This window comes from Kitasatospora purpeofusca (assembly GCF_036010405.1).
Lineage (GTDB): Bacteria > Actinomycetota > Actinomycetes > Streptomycetales > Streptomycetaceae > Kitasatospora > Kitasatospora purpeofusca.
This window is the reverse complement of the sequence record NZ_CP108561.1, coordinates 2,101,725-2,115,443: the sequence shown is the minus strand read 5'-3', so window position 1 is coordinate 2,115,443 and position 13,719 is coordinate 2,101,725. Positions and strand designations below refer to the sequence as shown.

At 70.7% G+C, this 13,719-nt stretch carries 15 protein-coding genes; 6 read left to right on the top strand and 9 right to left on the bottom strand.

Going from position 1 to position 13,719, the window contains the following annotated elements; all coding sequences use genetic code 11:
* Nucleotides 1–1,610 precede the first annotated feature (1,610 nt).
* From OG715_RS09165 to OG715_RS09145, 5 genes are all read right to left on the bottom strand, one after another.
* Nucleotides 1,611–2,576, bottom strand: coding sequence for a phosphotransferase family protein (locus OG715_RS09165; protein WP_266275680.1), 966 nt, complete (start codon nucleotides 2,574–2,576; stop codon nucleotides 1,611–1,613).
* Between the two features lie 170 nt (nucleotides 2,577–2,746).
* Nucleotides 2,747–3,505, bottom strand: a complete 759-nt coding sequence (locus tag OG715_RS09160) for a MerR family transcriptional regulator (RefSeq protein WP_266275682.1) — start codon at nucleotides 3,503–3,505, stop codon at nucleotides 2,747–2,749.
* Between the two features lie 212 nt (nucleotides 3,506–3,717).
* Nucleotides 3,718–4,206: an NUDIX domain-containing protein gene (locus tag OG715_RS09155; protein WP_266275684.1), complete on the bottom strand. Its 489-nt coding sequence runs from the start codon at nucleotides 4,204–4,206 to the stop codon at nucleotides 3,718–3,720.
* A gap of 19 nt (nucleotides 4,207–4,225) precedes the next feature.
* On the bottom strand, nucleotides 4,226–4,429 hold the full coding sequence (locus OG715_RS09150) for a hypothetical protein (protein WP_266275686.1): 204 nt from the start codon (nucleotides 4,427–4,429) through the stop codon (nucleotides 4,226–4,228).
* Nucleotides 4,426–4,680, bottom strand: coding sequence for a hypothetical protein (locus OG715_RS09145; protein WP_266275689.1), 255 nt, complete (start codon nucleotides 4,678–4,680; stop codon nucleotides 4,426–4,428). Before OG715_RS09145 ends, OG715_RS09150 begins: the two co-directional genes overlap by 4 nt.
* 126 nt (nucleotides 4,681–4,806) lie before the next feature.
* Here OG715_RS09145 and OG715_RS09140 point away from each other — a divergent pair, with 126 nt between their 5' ends.
* The 3 genes from OG715_RS09140 to OG715_RS09130 all read left to right on the top strand — a co-directional run bounded on the left by OG715_RS09140 (nucleotide 4,807) and on the right by OG715_RS09130 (nucleotide 6,112).
* Entirely contained in the window at nucleotides 4,807–5,637 is an 831-nt protein-coding gene (locus OG715_RS09140) for a helix-turn-helix domain-containing protein (RefSeq protein ID WP_045940172.1), read from the top strand.
* Nucleotides 5,634–5,840 carry a DUF397 domain-containing protein gene (locus OG715_RS09135; protein WP_045940173.1) on the top strand — a complete coding sequence of 69 codons (207 nt, stop codon included), beginning with the start codon at nucleotides 5,634–5,636 and terminating at the stop codon, nucleotides 5,838–5,840. Before OG715_RS09140 ends, OG715_RS09135 begins: the two co-directional genes overlap by 4 nt.
* Nucleotides 5,841–5,917: 77 nt before the next feature.
* The gene (locus OG715_RS09130; protein WP_266275691.1) at nucleotides 5,918–6,112 is read left to right on the top strand and encodes a DUF397 domain-containing protein; all 195 of its coding nucleotides are present in this window, start codon (nucleotides 5,918–5,920) and stop codon (nucleotides 6,110–6,112) included.
* 4 nt (nucleotides 6,113–6,116) lie between these two features.
* Here OG715_RS09130 and OG715_RS09125 read toward each other — a convergent pair whose 3' ends face one another.
* Entirely contained in the window at nucleotides 6,117–7,052 is a 936-nt protein-coding gene (locus OG715_RS09125) for an AraC family transcriptional regulator (RefSeq protein WP_266275693.1), read from the bottom strand.
* Nucleotides 7,053–7,149: 97 nt separating this feature from the next.
* Between OG715_RS09125 and OG715_RS09120 the strand changes: the two genes are divergently transcribed.
* The gene (locus OG715_RS09120) at nucleotides 7,150–7,872 is read left to right on the top strand and encodes an SDR family oxidoreductase (RefSeq protein ID WP_266275696.1); all 723 of its coding nucleotides are present in this window, start codon (nucleotides 7,150–7,152) and stop codon (nucleotides 7,870–7,872) included.
* Between the two features lie 210 nt (nucleotides 7,873–8,082).
* Nucleotides 8,083–9,513 (top strand): condensation domain-containing protein, encoded by a 1,431-nt coding sequence (locus tag OG715_RS09115; RefSeq protein ID WP_266275698.1) that lies wholly within the window; start codon nucleotides 8,083–8,085, stop codon nucleotides 9,511–9,513.
* Between the two features lie 13 nt (nucleotides 9,514–9,526).
* Here OG715_RS09115 and OG715_RS09110 read toward each other — a convergent pair whose 3' ends face one another.
* A complete protein-coding gene (locus tag OG715_RS09110; RefSeq protein ID WP_266275700.1) occupies nucleotides 9,527–10,441 on the bottom strand; it encodes a hypothetical protein in 915 nt (304 codons plus the stop codon).
* A gap of 215 nt (nucleotides 10,442–10,656) precedes the next feature.
* On the bottom strand, nucleotides 10,657–11,088 hold the full coding sequence (locus OG715_RS09105) for a hypothetical protein (RefSeq protein WP_266275702.1): 432 nt from the start codon (nucleotides 11,086–11,088) through the stop codon (nucleotides 10,657–10,659).
* A gap of 195 nt (nucleotides 11,089–11,283) precedes the next feature.
* Here OG715_RS09105 and OG715_RS09100 point away from each other — a divergent pair, with 195 nt between their 5' ends.
* Nucleotides 11,284–12,447 carry a winged helix DNA-binding domain-containing protein gene (locus OG715_RS09100; protein WP_266277373.1) on the top strand — a complete coding sequence of 388 codons (1,164 nt, stop codon included), beginning with the start codon at nucleotides 11,284–11,286 and terminating at the stop codon, nucleotides 12,445–12,447.
* Nucleotides 12,448–12,518: 71 nt separating this feature from the next.
* On the opposite strand, the gene OG715_RS09095 is transcribed toward OG715_RS09100, so the two are convergent.
* Complete coding sequence (locus tag OG715_RS09095; protein WP_266275704.1) at nucleotides 12,519–13,172, bottom strand: hypothetical protein; 654 nt, start codon at nucleotides 13,170–13,172, stop codon at nucleotides 12,519–12,521.
* Nucleotides 13,173–13,719: the final 547 nt, after the last annotated feature.

Below are 13,719 nucleotides of genomic sequence, written 5' to 3'. Positions count from 1 at the left end.
TCGGCCGCGAGGTCGGTCCGCGCAATGGCCGATCGGTCTTCGCCCGTGAGTCGCACCGCATGGGGTGCGAGCGAGCCATGAGCGCCGGGGGAAGCCCTCGGCTGCGTCGGATCCGATGCAGCCGAGAAGAACAGCAGAAGGGCGACCGAGGCTACCGCCCTCATGCCGCCGCGGACGAACCGTGCGGGAGCGGCGGCGAGGCGAGGCGACTGGGCACTCCCAGAAGCCGGAACCGCCCGTGCCCCGGGGGTGGTCCCGTGTCCCCGTCCCGACTCGGCCGCGATTCGGAGCATGGGCGTTGAGCTGGTAATCTTTCTGATGTCGCGAGGGAGTTGATTCCTCGCTAGGCGTCAGCGGTGCTACCAGAGCACGTCCTACTTTCAGTAGGAAGAGTCCGTGCAACCCGGGCCTGGCGCTCCAGAGTCGGACGGGGTCCGGCGCCACACAGGCGCCGGACCCCGTCCGCGTTCCCCGCCCCGGAAGCGGGCGGACCAGTCCCCTCCGTCCACGGCCCCGCCACTTACAGTTCGTCGGGCCCGAGGTCGGCCGGGACGGGCCTCGGCCAGCAGGTCGCCGGCTCCGTCGCCGGACAGGGTGTGCTGCAACCGGAACGTGCCGCTGCCACGGCTCTGGGCGATGTCGACCTATGGCTTGAGCGCGCGGCCGACGACGCTGGGCCGGAGGCCGAGGCGCCATATGCTCTTGAGCGGGAGCAGTGTTCGTAGTCCCGGTCGTACGTACGGTGCTCCACCGCCCCGAACTCCGGGAACTCGTCCGTCTCCTCCCGGCCCTGTTCCCTGAACTGCGGCCATGTGACGTTGACTGCTTCCAGACGGTCCGAGATCCGAGCCGTTTTGGGAGGAGGCGTTCACTGGGCTGCAATTCGAGGGCCTGGCGCGGGATCGGGGTGGCAACGATCCCGCCGGCGTAGGAACGTGGTGATTGCCACGCAAGATACTCCGCGACTGCCGACAGAAGGTGATGGCCTGCACCGCGCAGTACGCGGCGCAGGCCATCACCCAACTGCACAATCCCACCCGAACCGCCTGAGCAGGTCGGACCACTTGTCGACCTGCCCGGTGCGCTTGAATTCCGCAATGCTGCCGGACTCGTCGTCGGCCGTGTGCAAGTCGCTCATCTCCACGTGTACGGCGCTCCGCCGAGTCTTCTCCAGAAGGGCCGCGAAGTCAGGAATCGGCTCGGCTCTGCCGCAAACGTGGGGACCGGTGGTGGTTCAGACGCACCGCCATTGCTGGGGGATCAAACCGGGCGCACAGGAGCACCCGACATCTGACTTGTAGGAGCAGCACTCTCGGGGATCAGCCCCGCATGCGCGGGGAGCAGGTTCAGCTCGAACGAGTCGCTGATCACCCCGGGGGATCAGCCCCGCATGCGCGGGGAGCAGAGTCGGTGAGCTGCGGGTTTATCTGGCGGTAGGGCGGAGTTTTGCAACTTCCAGAGATTCGGGCATTTCGGTCAGCCTCGCAGAGGGCTACGGATCTGGGCCACCCTATCCAACCCGAGCAGTCCGGGTCCCCGGCCGATCTGGACGGATCTGCCGTTTGTCCGGTGGGCACGGATGGGCGTCCCGCGCCTCGTCCTGGCCAGGGTCAGGAAGGCGTGTCGGAGCGCTGGCCCGCCAGGCGGGCGATGTCGTCGGCGATGCTGGCCAGTGGGTCCACGGTGCCGATCGAGCGGAACCAGTCCCACAACTCAAGGGCGTGGTAGAGCCGGTAGAGGTCCAGACGTTCCGCAGCATCGCCAGGGAGGGGTCCGTAACCCTCGAACAGGGCGGCGCGTTCGGGTTCGCCGCGGCCGAGGGAGTAGTAGTCGGTCTTGGCGAGGTCGATCAGGGGGTCTGCGGCGATCGCGTTCTCGACGTCGATGATCCCGGTCACGCGGGCCGCGGCTCCGGGGGCGACGAGGACGTTGCCCTCGTGGAGGTCGTTGTGGCAGAGGACGGGGGACCGGCAGTTGTCGAACAGGGCGCCGTCGCGCTCGATTCGCCGTGCGACCGCGTCGTGGAGTCGGTCGTCGCCGCCGAGGGTCTTGAACTCCGCGAGCTTCTTGGCGAACTGGTGCCGCATGTAGGTCCCGTTGTCGGGGCGGGGATCGAGGATGCGGTCGGTCATGTACCCGTAGGCGTCCTGGCCGATCTGGTGGATCGTGGCGAGGGTGGCACCCATCTGCCGGTAGAAGGACGGCATTTGGGCCGCGTGCAGATCCTTCGAAGCCTCCGACAGGGGGAGCCCTGAAAGCAGGTTCAGGACGGTCACGGCCCGGCCGCCGGGTGCCCCGTCCGGGGTGTGGTGGAGCACTCGCGGTACCGGGAGGGAGTCGAGGCCGGCGAGGATCCGGTAGACGTGGACCTCCTTGGCCTGCTTCCACGCCCACTCGGGTGCGTACACCTTGAGGATCGCGGAATGGGCGGGATCGACGCAGCGCAGCTCGTACACCGTGCTCAACTGGCCGCCCGTGCGCGGCAGTACCTCGATCACCTCGGCTTCGGGGAACACCTCCCGCAACAGCGCTTCGGCCCACGCGGTCCCTGGAGACGACTGATCCGGCTGCGGCATGCGTCGACCCTAGGGATCGATGCGTCGCGCGGCAATCGAATTGCCGGCGAGTGGGTTGAGATTCCGGCACGAGCCTCGTCGCCACCATTGACCAGGAGCAAGTCGGCGCGGCGCAACCGCCATCACGGGCCTGTCGCGAGATGGCGGTTGCGCCGTGTTCAGGCCAGCGTTCAGGCCAGCCGGGTGGTGGCGTATGCCTCGATGGCGTCGCGCTGGTACGCGGCCAGGCCCGGGGTGATCGCCTCGTAGGCAGTGCGCCAGGAGTCGTTGTCCACGCAGGAGCGGCCGATGGCGCGGAACTCCTCGGCGGACACGGTGTGCAGTTCCACCAGGGCCCGGTACTGGGCGTCGATCTCGGCCTGAACGGGTTCGGCGTCGGCCGGGAGGCCGGCGGTCATGAGCTCGGCGAGCCGGATCATCTGTGCGGTGCGCTCGCGCTGCCCGGCCTCGACCTCGGTCGGGTCCATCGTGGCGGCCCGCTGGTTGGCCGCTTCGGCGAACTCCGGGAAGTCGCGCAGGCTCTCCTCGTACTGGGTGGGCTGGATGCCCTCGAAGAGGTTCTCCGGGCGGTTGATGGTCATGGGGTTGCCGTCCTTCCTGGACTGCTCCAGTTCGGCGATCGTGCGGGAGACGGTGTCGGCCAGGGCATCGAGACGGTCCCGTTCGGCGAGCAGCCGCTGGTGGTGGCTGCGGAGGGCATCCACCTCGTCGACCCGCGCTGCGAGGATCCGGTCGATCTCCGGCAGCCCGACGCCCAGCGCCCGCAGTACGAGGATCTGTTGCAGCCGAAGAAGCTGGCGCTCCTCGTAGTAGCGGTGACCGTTGGCGCCGACCCGGGCCGGCGGCAGGAGGCCGGTCTCGTCGTAGTGACGCAGCGTCCGCGCGGTCACGCCCGAGATCCGGGCCACCTCTGAGATCGGCCAGTCCATCACGACTCCTGCACGTGTGTCGCCGGGCCGGTCTCTCCGGCCCTGGTTATGACCGTAGGAGCTGCCGCAGCGGCAACTTCAACCCCGAGGTCCATATCCCCGGCAATCGAACAGGCACGGTCTGCACCCCGAGTCCGGTGGAGGCAGCGCAAGGCCGAACGGGGCGGTCGGCAGCGGATCGGAGTGATCCGCTGCCGGAAGCTCGCCCGGGGTTATTCGGCGGGGGTGCCGTGGAGGAGGAGGGGGAGGTGGGCGCCGCGGGTGAGGGCGTCGAGGGCGTGGGTGGTGCGGCGGTGGTGGTCGGGGTGCATGGTGTCGGCGAGTTGGGCGCGGTGGAGCCAGTGGACGGCGGTGACGGTGGCGGGGGGTCGGTGGCGGGCGACGGTGGATTCCTGGGCGGGGCTGAGGCGTCCGCCCCAGTGGACGAGGTGGAGGGCTTCGGGGAGGAGTCGGGTGGGGGTGTGGTCGGTGGCGAGGATCTTGCGGAGGGGGAGGACGAGGCCGGTCTGGGTGTCGGTGTGGCGGCGGGCGGCGTGGTGGGGGAGTTCGTCGGCCTCGGCGGGTCCGCCGGGCAGGACGAGGCCGGACTGGTGGGTGGTGCCGATGACGAGGAGGGCGCCGTCGCGGTTGAGGATCAGGGCGTGGTGGTTGTGGCGTCGGCGGGGCGGGGTGGTGAGGAGGGTCGGGAGGTGGTGCAGCACGTGGGGCTCCTGGGGGTGGTCAGTCGTCGGGGTTGTCGGGGGTGAGCCAGGTGAGGCAGGCGGGGAGTCCGGCGCTGATGCCGGTGGCGAGGATGAGGCCGAAGATGAGGAGTTGGGGTCCGAGGGGTCCGTCGTGGATGGGCCAGCAGACGAGGGCGGCGGCGAGGGCGCTGAGGGTGGGGACGCACACGGCGGCGACGACGAGCCGGAGGGAACGGTTCACGCCACGTCGGCGACGCGGGGCCGGCTGGGGTGCTGGACGGTGAGGAAGCGGGGCGTGGGGAGGGCCTGGATGCGGTTGGGTTTGGTGGTCCACTCGCAGCCGCCGGCCTCGTGGCGGAGGTAGACGAGCCCGGCGAGGGTGTCCATGTAGACCGCTTCGAGGGGCTTGCCGGAGGTGTCGAGGTGCGCGAGGTCGCGGACGATCTCGCCAACGGCGGGCTTGTACACGGGAATGCGGGGCTGCGAGGGCATGTTGGCTCCATTGGTTGCGCAGGGTCCCGGATCTCTCACGGGGTGTAGCCATCGTGCCCCCCCTGTGCTTACGATGGCCAGGGTCTGAACGTTGACCAATCGGGCGTGTGAAAGGTGCCGACGTTCATGGATGAGCCCGTAATTGACGAGATGTCATCCCCGGCTGTGCGCTTCGGCCAGGAACTTGCCAGGCTGCGGGAGGCGCGGGGCTGGTCGCAGGTCGGACTGGGGAAGCGCATGGGGTACTCCAACACGCTGATCTCGTACATCGAACGAGCGAAGCGTCCTCCAACAAAAAACTTCGCTGTTAAAGCCGACACGGTGTTCGAAACCGGAGGTACGTTCTACGAGCTCTGGTGCAGGCATGCGAAAGAGGGTCTGTTGGAGGGCTTCGAGGAGTTCGCCGACGAGGAGACGAAGTGTCGGCGTGTGCGTGGATTTGCGCTGACCATCGTGAATGGCCTCTTCCAGGTCCAGGAGTATGCCGAGGCCTTGGCCTACGCAGCAGTCCTGCGTGGAGCAATCTCCCAGTCGGAGGCCGAGCAGCGAGTCGAGTTCGTGCTGGCCCGGCAGCGTGTGCTCGACCGGAAGAAGCCACCGCTGATCCATGTCGTGCTCGATGAGGACTGTCTCGTGCGTACGGTCGGCGGACGGGCTGTCATGCTCAAGCAGCTCGACCGAATCGTGGAGTTGGCAGCTCGCTCCAACGTCACCATCCAGGTGGCGCCGTTCTCCTTGGGGGAGAATCTGCCGTTCACGATGCCGGTGACCCTGCTGGACCTCCAGGACGGGGCGGTCGTCGGCTACGCCGAATCGCATGCTCGCGGCCACCTTGAACGAAGGCGTGAAATCGTCTCGGTGTGGGAGAGGGAGTACGATCAGCTGGTGGTGGAAGCCCTGCCCAAGGCGGCATCCCTGGCACTGGTCCACAAGGCTCGAAGGGAGCTCACTCCATGAACCCGAACACGTCTGATGCGTCCTGGTTCAAGTCGTCGTACTCCAACAACGGCGGCGAGTGCGTGGAGGTTTCCGCGAGCTTCCCCGGCGCTGTTCCCGTCCGTGACTCCAAGGACCCCGAGGGCCCGGCCCTCGTCTTCCCGGCCGACGCCTGGAGTGCCTTTGTCGCAGGTGTGCAGGCGGGCGAGTTCGGCACCGTCTGACCTGAACCGACTCTCGGCCCCGACCGGATTCCCGGTCGGGGCCGATGTGTTGAAGCGTCCGCGCTACCGTCAGTGCCATGAACCCTGTGAGCTGGCACAAGAGTTCCTACAGCGACAACGGTGGCCAGTGCGTCGAGGTCGCACCCGACATCCCCGGCCTCGTCCCGGTCCGTGACTCCAAGGACCCCTCCGGTCCCGTCCTCGCCTTCCCCTCCGACGCCTGGAACGCGTTCGTCGCCGCCGTCCAGGCAGGCGAGTTCGGCACCATCTGACGCATCACAGAGCCCCCGCCACCGCCCGCCGCTCCCGCCGATACGCCCCGGGCGGGGCGCCGAAGTGCCGTTTGAACGCCTTCGCGAACGCGAACTCCGATGTGTAGCCGGCGTTCTCGGCCACGGCACCCAGCGAATCGCCCGTCTCGCGCAGCATCCGCGCCGCGATCGCCATCCGCCATGTCGTCAAATAACTCAACGGCGGCTCGCCGACCACCGCGGTGAACCGCCGGGCGAACGCCGCCCGCGACAGCCCGGCCCGGCTTCCCAGCAGCTCCACCGTCCACGGATGCGCGGGGTCGTCGTGGATCGCCTTCAACGCGGGCGCGATCAACGGATCGTTCAGCGCCGACGCCCACCCCTGCGTCCGCTCCCTCGGCAACTCGGCGTACCAGGACCGCAGAATGTAGAGCAGCAGCAGGTCGACGAGCGCCGTGACCACCGAGTCCGAACCCGGTTGCGGCCGGTGGATCTCGGCGCAGAGCTGGTCGACCGCCGAGCGCAGTGCCGGATGGCGACCCGGGCTTGCCGGGAGGTGGATGACCTCCGGGAGGTCGCCGAGCAGCGGGTGCGGTCGGTCGATGTCGAGGTGGTAGGCCCCGCACACCAGCACGCTGCGAGCACCGTCACCCCCGACGCTGAACGACCCGATCGGCGAGGAGGTGTCGACGCGGTCGGGTTCGAAGGCCACCGGCTCACCCGCGACCGCGTCACAGATCGCGTGATCGGTGCCGCGCCGCAGGAACACCACATCACCGGGGCCCAGTTCGATCGGATCGCCGCCGACCGGCAGCAGAAAACAGCGCCCCTCGACCACGACGTGGAACCCGGCTCCCGAGATGGGCTGGAAGCGCACACCCCACGGCGCCCGCGCGTCCGTGCGGACGACGGACGGACGCCCGGTGCGCAGAGCGGCGAGGGTGTCGCTGAGGATGTCCATTCGCCCACCCTAGCGCGCCAGCACTGAGACGATCGGACAGGGAATCGAGACTTTATGTCATTCACTGTCTCCAGTCGTGAGCCGTAGCGTCCTCGGCATGAACAACACAGCAGACACCCCGCGCGTCGTCGTCATCGGCGGTACCTCCGGCGTCGGGTTCGCCGTCGCGCAGGCCGCAGCGGCCCGGGGCTCGAACGTGGTCGTCGCCTCCAGCAATCAGGACCGGGTCGACCTGGCGGTGAAGAAGATCGGTGACCGGGCCGAGGGCATCGTGCTGGACGTCGCCGACGAGGCCGCGATCGTCGCCTTCTTCGACCGGGTCGGCGAGTTCGACCACCTCGTCTACACGGCGGGCGAGCCCCTGCTGCTGAAGCCGCTCGCCGACCTCGGCGCCGAGGAGTCGCGGGCGTTCTTCGAGCGCCGCTTCTGGGGTGCCCTGCTCGCCGCGAAGTACGCGACGCCGAAGCTCCGTCCCGGCGGCTCGATCACCCTCACCTCCGGCGCCTTCGCCACCCGGCCCGTCCCCGGGGCCCTGCTCGGCGCGAGCATCACCGCGGCCGTCGAGGGCGTGACGCGGGCCCTGGCCCTGGAACTCGCCCCGCTGCGGGTGAACGCCGTCCGCCTGGGTGCGGTCCGCACCGAGCTCTGGGACAGCACCGTGCCGGACCCGGAGGCCTTCCTCCAGGTGCAGGGCAGCGGCCTGCCCGTGCAGCGCGTCGGCACCCCCGAGGAGGCCGCGGCGGCCTACCTCTACCTCCTCGACAACGGCTACGCGACCGGCACCGTGCTCACCCTTGACGGGGGAGCGGCACTGGCCTGACCTCGGTGCCGGTCGGACCGGCAAGCCCGGTCCGACCGGCCGCGGCCGGCCTGCGGCGGACAGCGCGCCACCGCCGGGGGTCATGTCACCCGAACGGCCGCTGCGCGTATCCGATGGCCGAGAAGCCGCGTTGGTATGGCACCGAGCGGCAGGGCGGTACTCAACCGCTCCCGACGGCACCTGATCACGACAGCAGCAAAAGAGGGCGGCATGCTCCAGATCTCAGTCGAGCACTCCGAGATCGGCCCGGGTGAGGCCCACCGGTGGCACCTTGTCCCCCTGACCGGTGACGACGGGCCCGCCCCGCGTCGGATGACCGGCTACAACCAGGCGAAACATTTCACCGTTGCCCAGTACGCCCAGAGCGTCGACGACCCGATCCGGTCCTACGTCGCGGGGAGCTTCGAACTCGCCGGCCGGGTGGACCTGGACGCGCTGGCGGCCGCGCTGCTGCACCTGGTGCGACGGCACGAGGTGCTCCGGGCGGTCTACCAGCCGCTGGCCGGGGACCTCGGCTGCGAGGTCCTCACCCCCGACGAGGTGGCCCTCAAGCACGTCTACGGCGGCCCGTTGGAGACCCCCGCGCAGGTCACCCGGCACCTCCAGGAGGCGTTCCAGGAGGTGGACACCCTCTCCTGGCCGCTGATCACGATGGGCGCGGTGGTGCGGCCGGAGTCCACCACCGTCTGGTTCTCCTGCGACCACCTGGTCACCGACGGACTCTCCAGCGCGATCGCCATCAACGACATCGCGACGGCCTACCGGAGCCTCACCTCCGCAGCCGCAGCCGCAGCCGACGAAGCCGAAACCGGAACCGGAACCCGAACCGAAGCCGCCACGACCCCGGGTGCGGGGAGCTACCTGGAGTTCAGCCGCACCCAGCGCCGCGCCAACCGGGCGATGCGCGCCGACGATCCGCGACTGGACCACTGGCGGGGCTTCCGCGACCGCAACGGCGGCCTCTTCCCGCGCTTCCCGCTCGACCTCGGCGTCCGGCCCGGGGAGCTGTACGCGCCGGTGGCCGGTACCGAACGACTACTGGACGCCGACCGGATCGAGGAGTTCGGCGCCGTCTGCCGCGGCCTGGGCGGGCGGCTGTCCATGGGGCTGCTGGCGAGCGTCGCCATCGCCGTCCGGGAGTTGGGCGGGCCGCCGGTGTACCGAGGACTGATGCCGTTCAACGAACGCGGCCGGGGTGACTACGCGGAGTCGATGGGGTGGTTCATCAACACCCTGCCGATCGAGTTCCCCGTCGGGCCGGGGGCCGGCCTCGGCGACGTGATCGCCGATGCCCAGGACGCCTACGCCGAGGTGCAGGCCCATGCCGAGGTGCACTTCGTCAAGGCGTGGAAGCTGCTCGCCCCGGCCGAGTACGCGACGCTGCGCTACTGGCCGTACGCGGTGAACTTCTTCTCCTACATCGACTGCCGCAGGCTGCCCGGCGCGGACCTCCACCTCGCCCAACAGGCCCGGATGCACGTGTGGGTGTCCGGCTGCAACGGGATCCTGCACTGGCTGCACCGCACCGACGAGGGCCTGTTCGTCAACACCATCCACGCCGACACCCCGCAGGCCCGGGACGTCAACCGGGCGCTGCTGGACGGGATCGCCGGCGTGCTGACCGAGCCGCTCCGGGCGTAGCGACCGAGCGACCTCAGGACGCCTTGGTCGCCGCCGCGTTCGCGAGGGTGGTGTCGATCGCCCTCCGGGTCTGCTCCAGGCGCTTCAGGTCCGCCTGGACGGCCCGGTCCTGGTAGGCGGTCTCGACGGCGAACCAGATGCCGACGACGTTGTTCTGCTGCTTGCAGCCGATGTCGGCCGTCGCGGCGGCGATCTCGGGAGGGGTCGCCGTCGGCGACGAGAACCAGCGCTCGTCGCCCACCGCGTCCACGGGGCTCGCGTACGTCTGCCCCTTCTCCTTCATGCAGCGCGACCAGGCGGCGAAGGCCGCCTTCACCCGCGCGTCGGCCATGGAGTCCGCGAAGCTCCTGCCGTTGATCTCCAGTGCCCCGGCGTCGTCCTGGAGGATTCCGCCGCCCCGGGTCAGGGTGTCGTCCGCCTCGCCGAGGCAGCCGCCGGGCGGGATCGCGAGGCCGTTGTGGGTGCGGTCGGCGGGCGCCGCCGGATCGGCGGGGGCGCCCCGGCCCTGGCCCAGGACGGCCTGCAGCTCCGGTGCGGGGGGCTGCGGGGCGGCGGACTGCTGTGCCCGGTCCGCCGCCCCGCCCCAGTGGTAGCCCTGGACGGCCGCGCTCGCGGCGTCCGTGAGGTAGTACCGGCGGACCATCAGGTCCGGCTTGGTCCCGTTCGCCGCCGGCGCGTAGTCGAATCCGGAGCGCTTCATGCACGCCCCGATGAGCGCCGTCCTGGCGGTCTCGATCCGGCGGTCCTCGTCCGGGCTGATCAGGTACTGGGCGACGGGCAGCGCCCGGCCGTCGGCGGTGGCCAGGGTCGGGATCGCGCCGACCACCGGCGGGGCCGCCGCCGGAGCCGGGCCTGCCTTCGGGTCGGCGCCCGCGCAGCCCGCGGCGGCGGCGCCCAGCGCGACCACGGCGGCCAGGGCGGCGATCACCGGCGCACCGACCGGGCGTAGCGACCGGACCGACCGCCGGACCGGTCGCCGTACGGACCGCCGTACGGACCGCCGTACGGACCGCCGTACGGACCGCGTCGACGCGGGGGCTGCGCTGCGCATGGCGAACTCTTCTTCCAGCCGGAACAGGGGCGGTGCCGCGCGCCGGGGGCTGCGCGGCACCGCCGCCGAGGAAATCGCGGGCCGACCCGAGGTCAGCGGCAGGCCTCGAAGTAGTCGAAGCACTGCGAGGCGTTGTTGTTCCGCAGCTGCGGGATCAGGTTGGCGCCGGTACCGCGCTTGATGTACTGGCTGACGCCGTAGCCGCCGGGGCTGTAGTAGATCGTGACGCTGTAGTTCTGGTTGAAGTTGTAGACCGACGCCGCGTTGTTCCGGACGTGCTGGCCGTTGCCGGTGCCGCCGCCGCCGAAGGTGTAGGTGGAGTTGACCTGGTAGGTCTCGTAGCCGCGGCTGCTGCCGTCGCCGTCGCCGAAGAAGGCGCCCTGGAAGTTGGGGCTGTAGTACAGGCAGGCGTCGTACGAGGCGCACCCGCCGCTGGACGCCGAGGCGGGCGCGGCGGTGGCGACGGCGAAGCCGAGGGCGGCTATGGAGAGCACCCCGGCGGCGACCCTGTTGCGGATCTTCATGGACAACCCCGTTTCGGTCGAGCGGTCGGAAGGCCCCGCGATCCGGTGGAGGGCCCACCCGCCGCAGGCGATGATCGTCGACCCGCCCCCCGGGGTTCGGCGGCGGCGGGATTGTCGGACCCTGCGGCTAGGCTCCACCTCCGACCTCCACCGGGGGCGTCCGGGGGGCGGGTCGACGACGAGAGGGCCATGGACGTGACGATCACCGCAGGGCAGCTCAACCGGGCCACCCTCGAACGGCAGCTGCTGGTGCGACGGGAGGAGATCGGCGTCGCCGAGGCGGTGCGGCGGGTGGTCGCGCTCCAGGCGCAGCAGCCGGCCTCGCCCTACCTCGCGCTGTGGAACCGGGTGGCCGGCTTCGACTCCGCCGAGCTCGACCGGGCCTTCGCGGAGCTGGGGATCGTGCGGTCCACCCTGATGCGGATCACCCTGCACGCCGTGCACGTCGACGACTTCGCGACGTTCCGGGAGGCCGTCCACCCGTCGGTGCGGGGCGCCCGGCTGGGCGACGACCGGTTCACGGCCTCCGGTCTGACGGCCGCCGACGGGGACGCGCTGGTTGCGGACGTGCTCGACTTCGGCGACCGGACGCGCGCCGCACCGGAGTTCGAGACCTGGCTCGCCGGGCGGATCGGTGCCGAGGCGGCGCCCCCGGCCTGGTGGGGGCTGCGGCAGGTGGCACCGCTGCTGCGCGCACCGGGGGAGGGGCTCTGGTCGTTCGGCCACCGGCTCTCCTACGTCGCCCCGCCGGTCCGGCCGGTGCTCGGCGATCCGGAGGTGTACGCGGCCTCGCTGCGCACGCTCGTGCGGCGCTACCTCGCCGGGTTCGGACCGGCTTCGGTGGCGGACGTGGCGCAGTTCGCGCTGGTGCAGCGGGGCCGGGCGAAGGAGGCGCTGCGGGTGCTGACGGCGGAGGGCGGGGTCGAGCGCCTGGCGGGGCCGGACGGCGCGGAGCTGTTCGACCTCGCCGGGGCTACGCTGCCGGACGAGGACCTGCCGGTGCCGGCCCGGCTGATGGCGATGTGGGACAGCGTCCTGCTCGCCTACGCCGACCGGAGCCGGATCGTCCCGCCGGAGTACCGCGCCCTGGCGATCAAGCGCAACGGCGATGTGCTGCCGACCCTGCTCGTGGACGGCTGGGTGGCCGGGGTGTGGCGCACGGTCGAGGGCGGCGTCGAGGCGACGGCGTTCCACCCGCTGCCGGACGCGGCGTGGGAGCAGCTCGCCGCCGAGGCCCGCTCGCTGACGGCGCTGCTCGCCGACCGCGAGCCGTACGTCTACCGCCGCTACGACCACTGGTGGAGCAAGCCGGGCGCGCGAACGGACGGCGCGGAGGTGCGGCTGCTCCCGGGGGCCTGAGAAGGGTCGGGAGGACGGCCGCGCGCCCCAACGATCAAGGAACGCGAAGCCCGAAGGGGACGGATCCGGGCTCAGGTGAACGCCGCGACGGTGGCGACCAGGGCGATCCAGCCGACGAGGGGGAGGCCCAGGGTGACGGCGAGCGGCAGCGGCAGCTGCAGCAGCATGGAGCCGCCGATGAAGGCGAGGAGGCCGATCCCGGGTCCGGAGAGCAGGCCGGCGCCGCTGTCGCGCGACCGGGCCAGACCGTTCACGGTCAGGGCCGATCCCAGGGCGATCAGGGCGGCCACCTCCAGGGCGGGCAGGTGGGGGTCCTGGAGGCTGTCGGCGTGGTGCCCGCGGTCGGAGATCTCGACCGCTCGCGCGTGGAAGACCGTCACCCGCACGTTCGAGCCGATCTGCACGTCGTCGTAGAAGTCCTGGTCGACGTTGTACGTCTCCTTGGGTGCCGTTTCGCGCGCCACGGTCAGCCGGTACTCGCCGTCGTTCTTCCGCGCCGTCACCCTGCCGGTCTCGTAACGGTTGCAGTCCGCTCCCGGTTCGGCGGCCGTGCCGCAGACCGGTGCGGTCCGGTAGCCGTGCATCTCGTCGTGGGCGTCGAGGTACAGCCGGAAGCCGAGTACGGTGACGGCCAGCCCCGCCAGGACGAGGATCCCCTGGAGCAGGAGAGCACCCGCCAGCAGGGAGGGCCGCCGTTCGGCGCCGGACGCCCCTGGGTCCCTCATCCACGTCTCCATCGTCGCCCCCACGATCGCGCCGCGCCCCGGGCGCCGCCCCGGTGCCCAGCGGGGATGATTCCAGGGCCGCCGGTCGACGGGGAGCAACCAGGCGCCCTTGTGACGCAGTTGTGGAAATCCCGGGTTACGGGCGACACGTGCCGGTCGGTCACTTGCCGCCATGACGACGTCGGAATCGCCGGGCCCGGCGAGCCCACCGGGCCCGGTGTCCCGGTTCCGGCGCCGCCGCCGGTCCATCACTCCACGAAGTCGATCAATTGCCCAACGATTTCCGAGCCGCCGCGCCGGCCCCGCGGAGTGGAAAGTCGGCGGCGTCGACCTTCCACTCCGCGGGGCCAGCGCGGCGGGGGCCGCGAAAATGACGCCCAGTCACCGGGGGAACACGTTATTCGATGATTGAGGTGTACCTGCGGTTATTCGCGGACCAATTCCTACGGGCGCAGCACCGTGGCCGGTTCATCACGCTTCGCGTTCGCCCGGTGCGGAATTCCGGAACGACGCCGGACCGGAGGGCGGAACGACGCCGGACCGGACG

What these genes read in the sequence shown, in the direction of transcription:
- OG715_RS09095 (WP_266275704.1), bottom strand. Translation starts at nt 13,172, where the DNA reads ATGAGGGACCCAGGGGCGTCCGGCGCCGAACGGCGGCCCTCCCTGCTG.
- OG715_RS09135 (WP_045940173.1), top strand. Translation starts at nt 5,634, where the DNA reads ATGAACCCGAACACGTCTGATGCGTCCTGGTTCAAGTCGTCGTACTCC.
- OG715_RS09145 (WP_266275689.1), bottom strand. Translation starts at nt 4,680, where the DNA reads ATGCCCTCGCAGCCCCGCATTCCCGTGTACAAGCCCGCCGTTGGCGAG.
- OG715_RS09115 (WP_266275698.1), top strand. Translation starts at nt 8,083, where the DNA reads ATGCTCCAGATCTCAGTCGAGCACTCCGAGATCGGCCCGGGTGAGGCC.
- OG715_RS09120 (WP_266275696.1), top strand. Translation starts at nt 7,150, where the DNA reads ATGAACAACACAGCAGACACCCCGCGCGTCGTCGTCATCGGCGGTACC.
- OG715_RS09165 (WP_266275680.1), bottom strand. Translation starts at nt 2,576, where the DNA reads ATGCCGCAGCCGGATCAGTCGTCTCCAGGGACCGCGTGGGCCGAAGCG.
- OG715_RS09125 (WP_266275693.1), bottom strand. Translation starts at nt 7,052, where the DNA reads ATGGACATCCTCAGCGACACCCTCGCCGCTCTGCGCACCGGGCGTCCG.
- OG715_RS09140 (WP_045940172.1), top strand. Translation starts at nt 4,807, where the DNA reads ATGGATGAGCCCGTAATTGACGAGATGTCATCCCCGGCTGTGCGCTTC.
- OG715_RS09130 (WP_266275691.1), top strand. Translation starts at nt 5,918, where the DNA reads ATGAACCCTGTGAGCTGGCACAAGAGTTCCTACAGCGACAACGGTGGC.
- OG715_RS09160 (WP_266275682.1), bottom strand. Translation starts at nt 3,505, where the DNA reads ATGGACTGGCCGATCTCAGAGGTGGCCCGGATCTCGGGCGTGACCGCG.
- OG715_RS09105 (WP_266275702.1), bottom strand. Translation starts at nt 11,088, where the DNA reads ATGAAGATCCGCAACAGGGTCGCCGCCGGGGTGCTCTCCATAGCCGCC.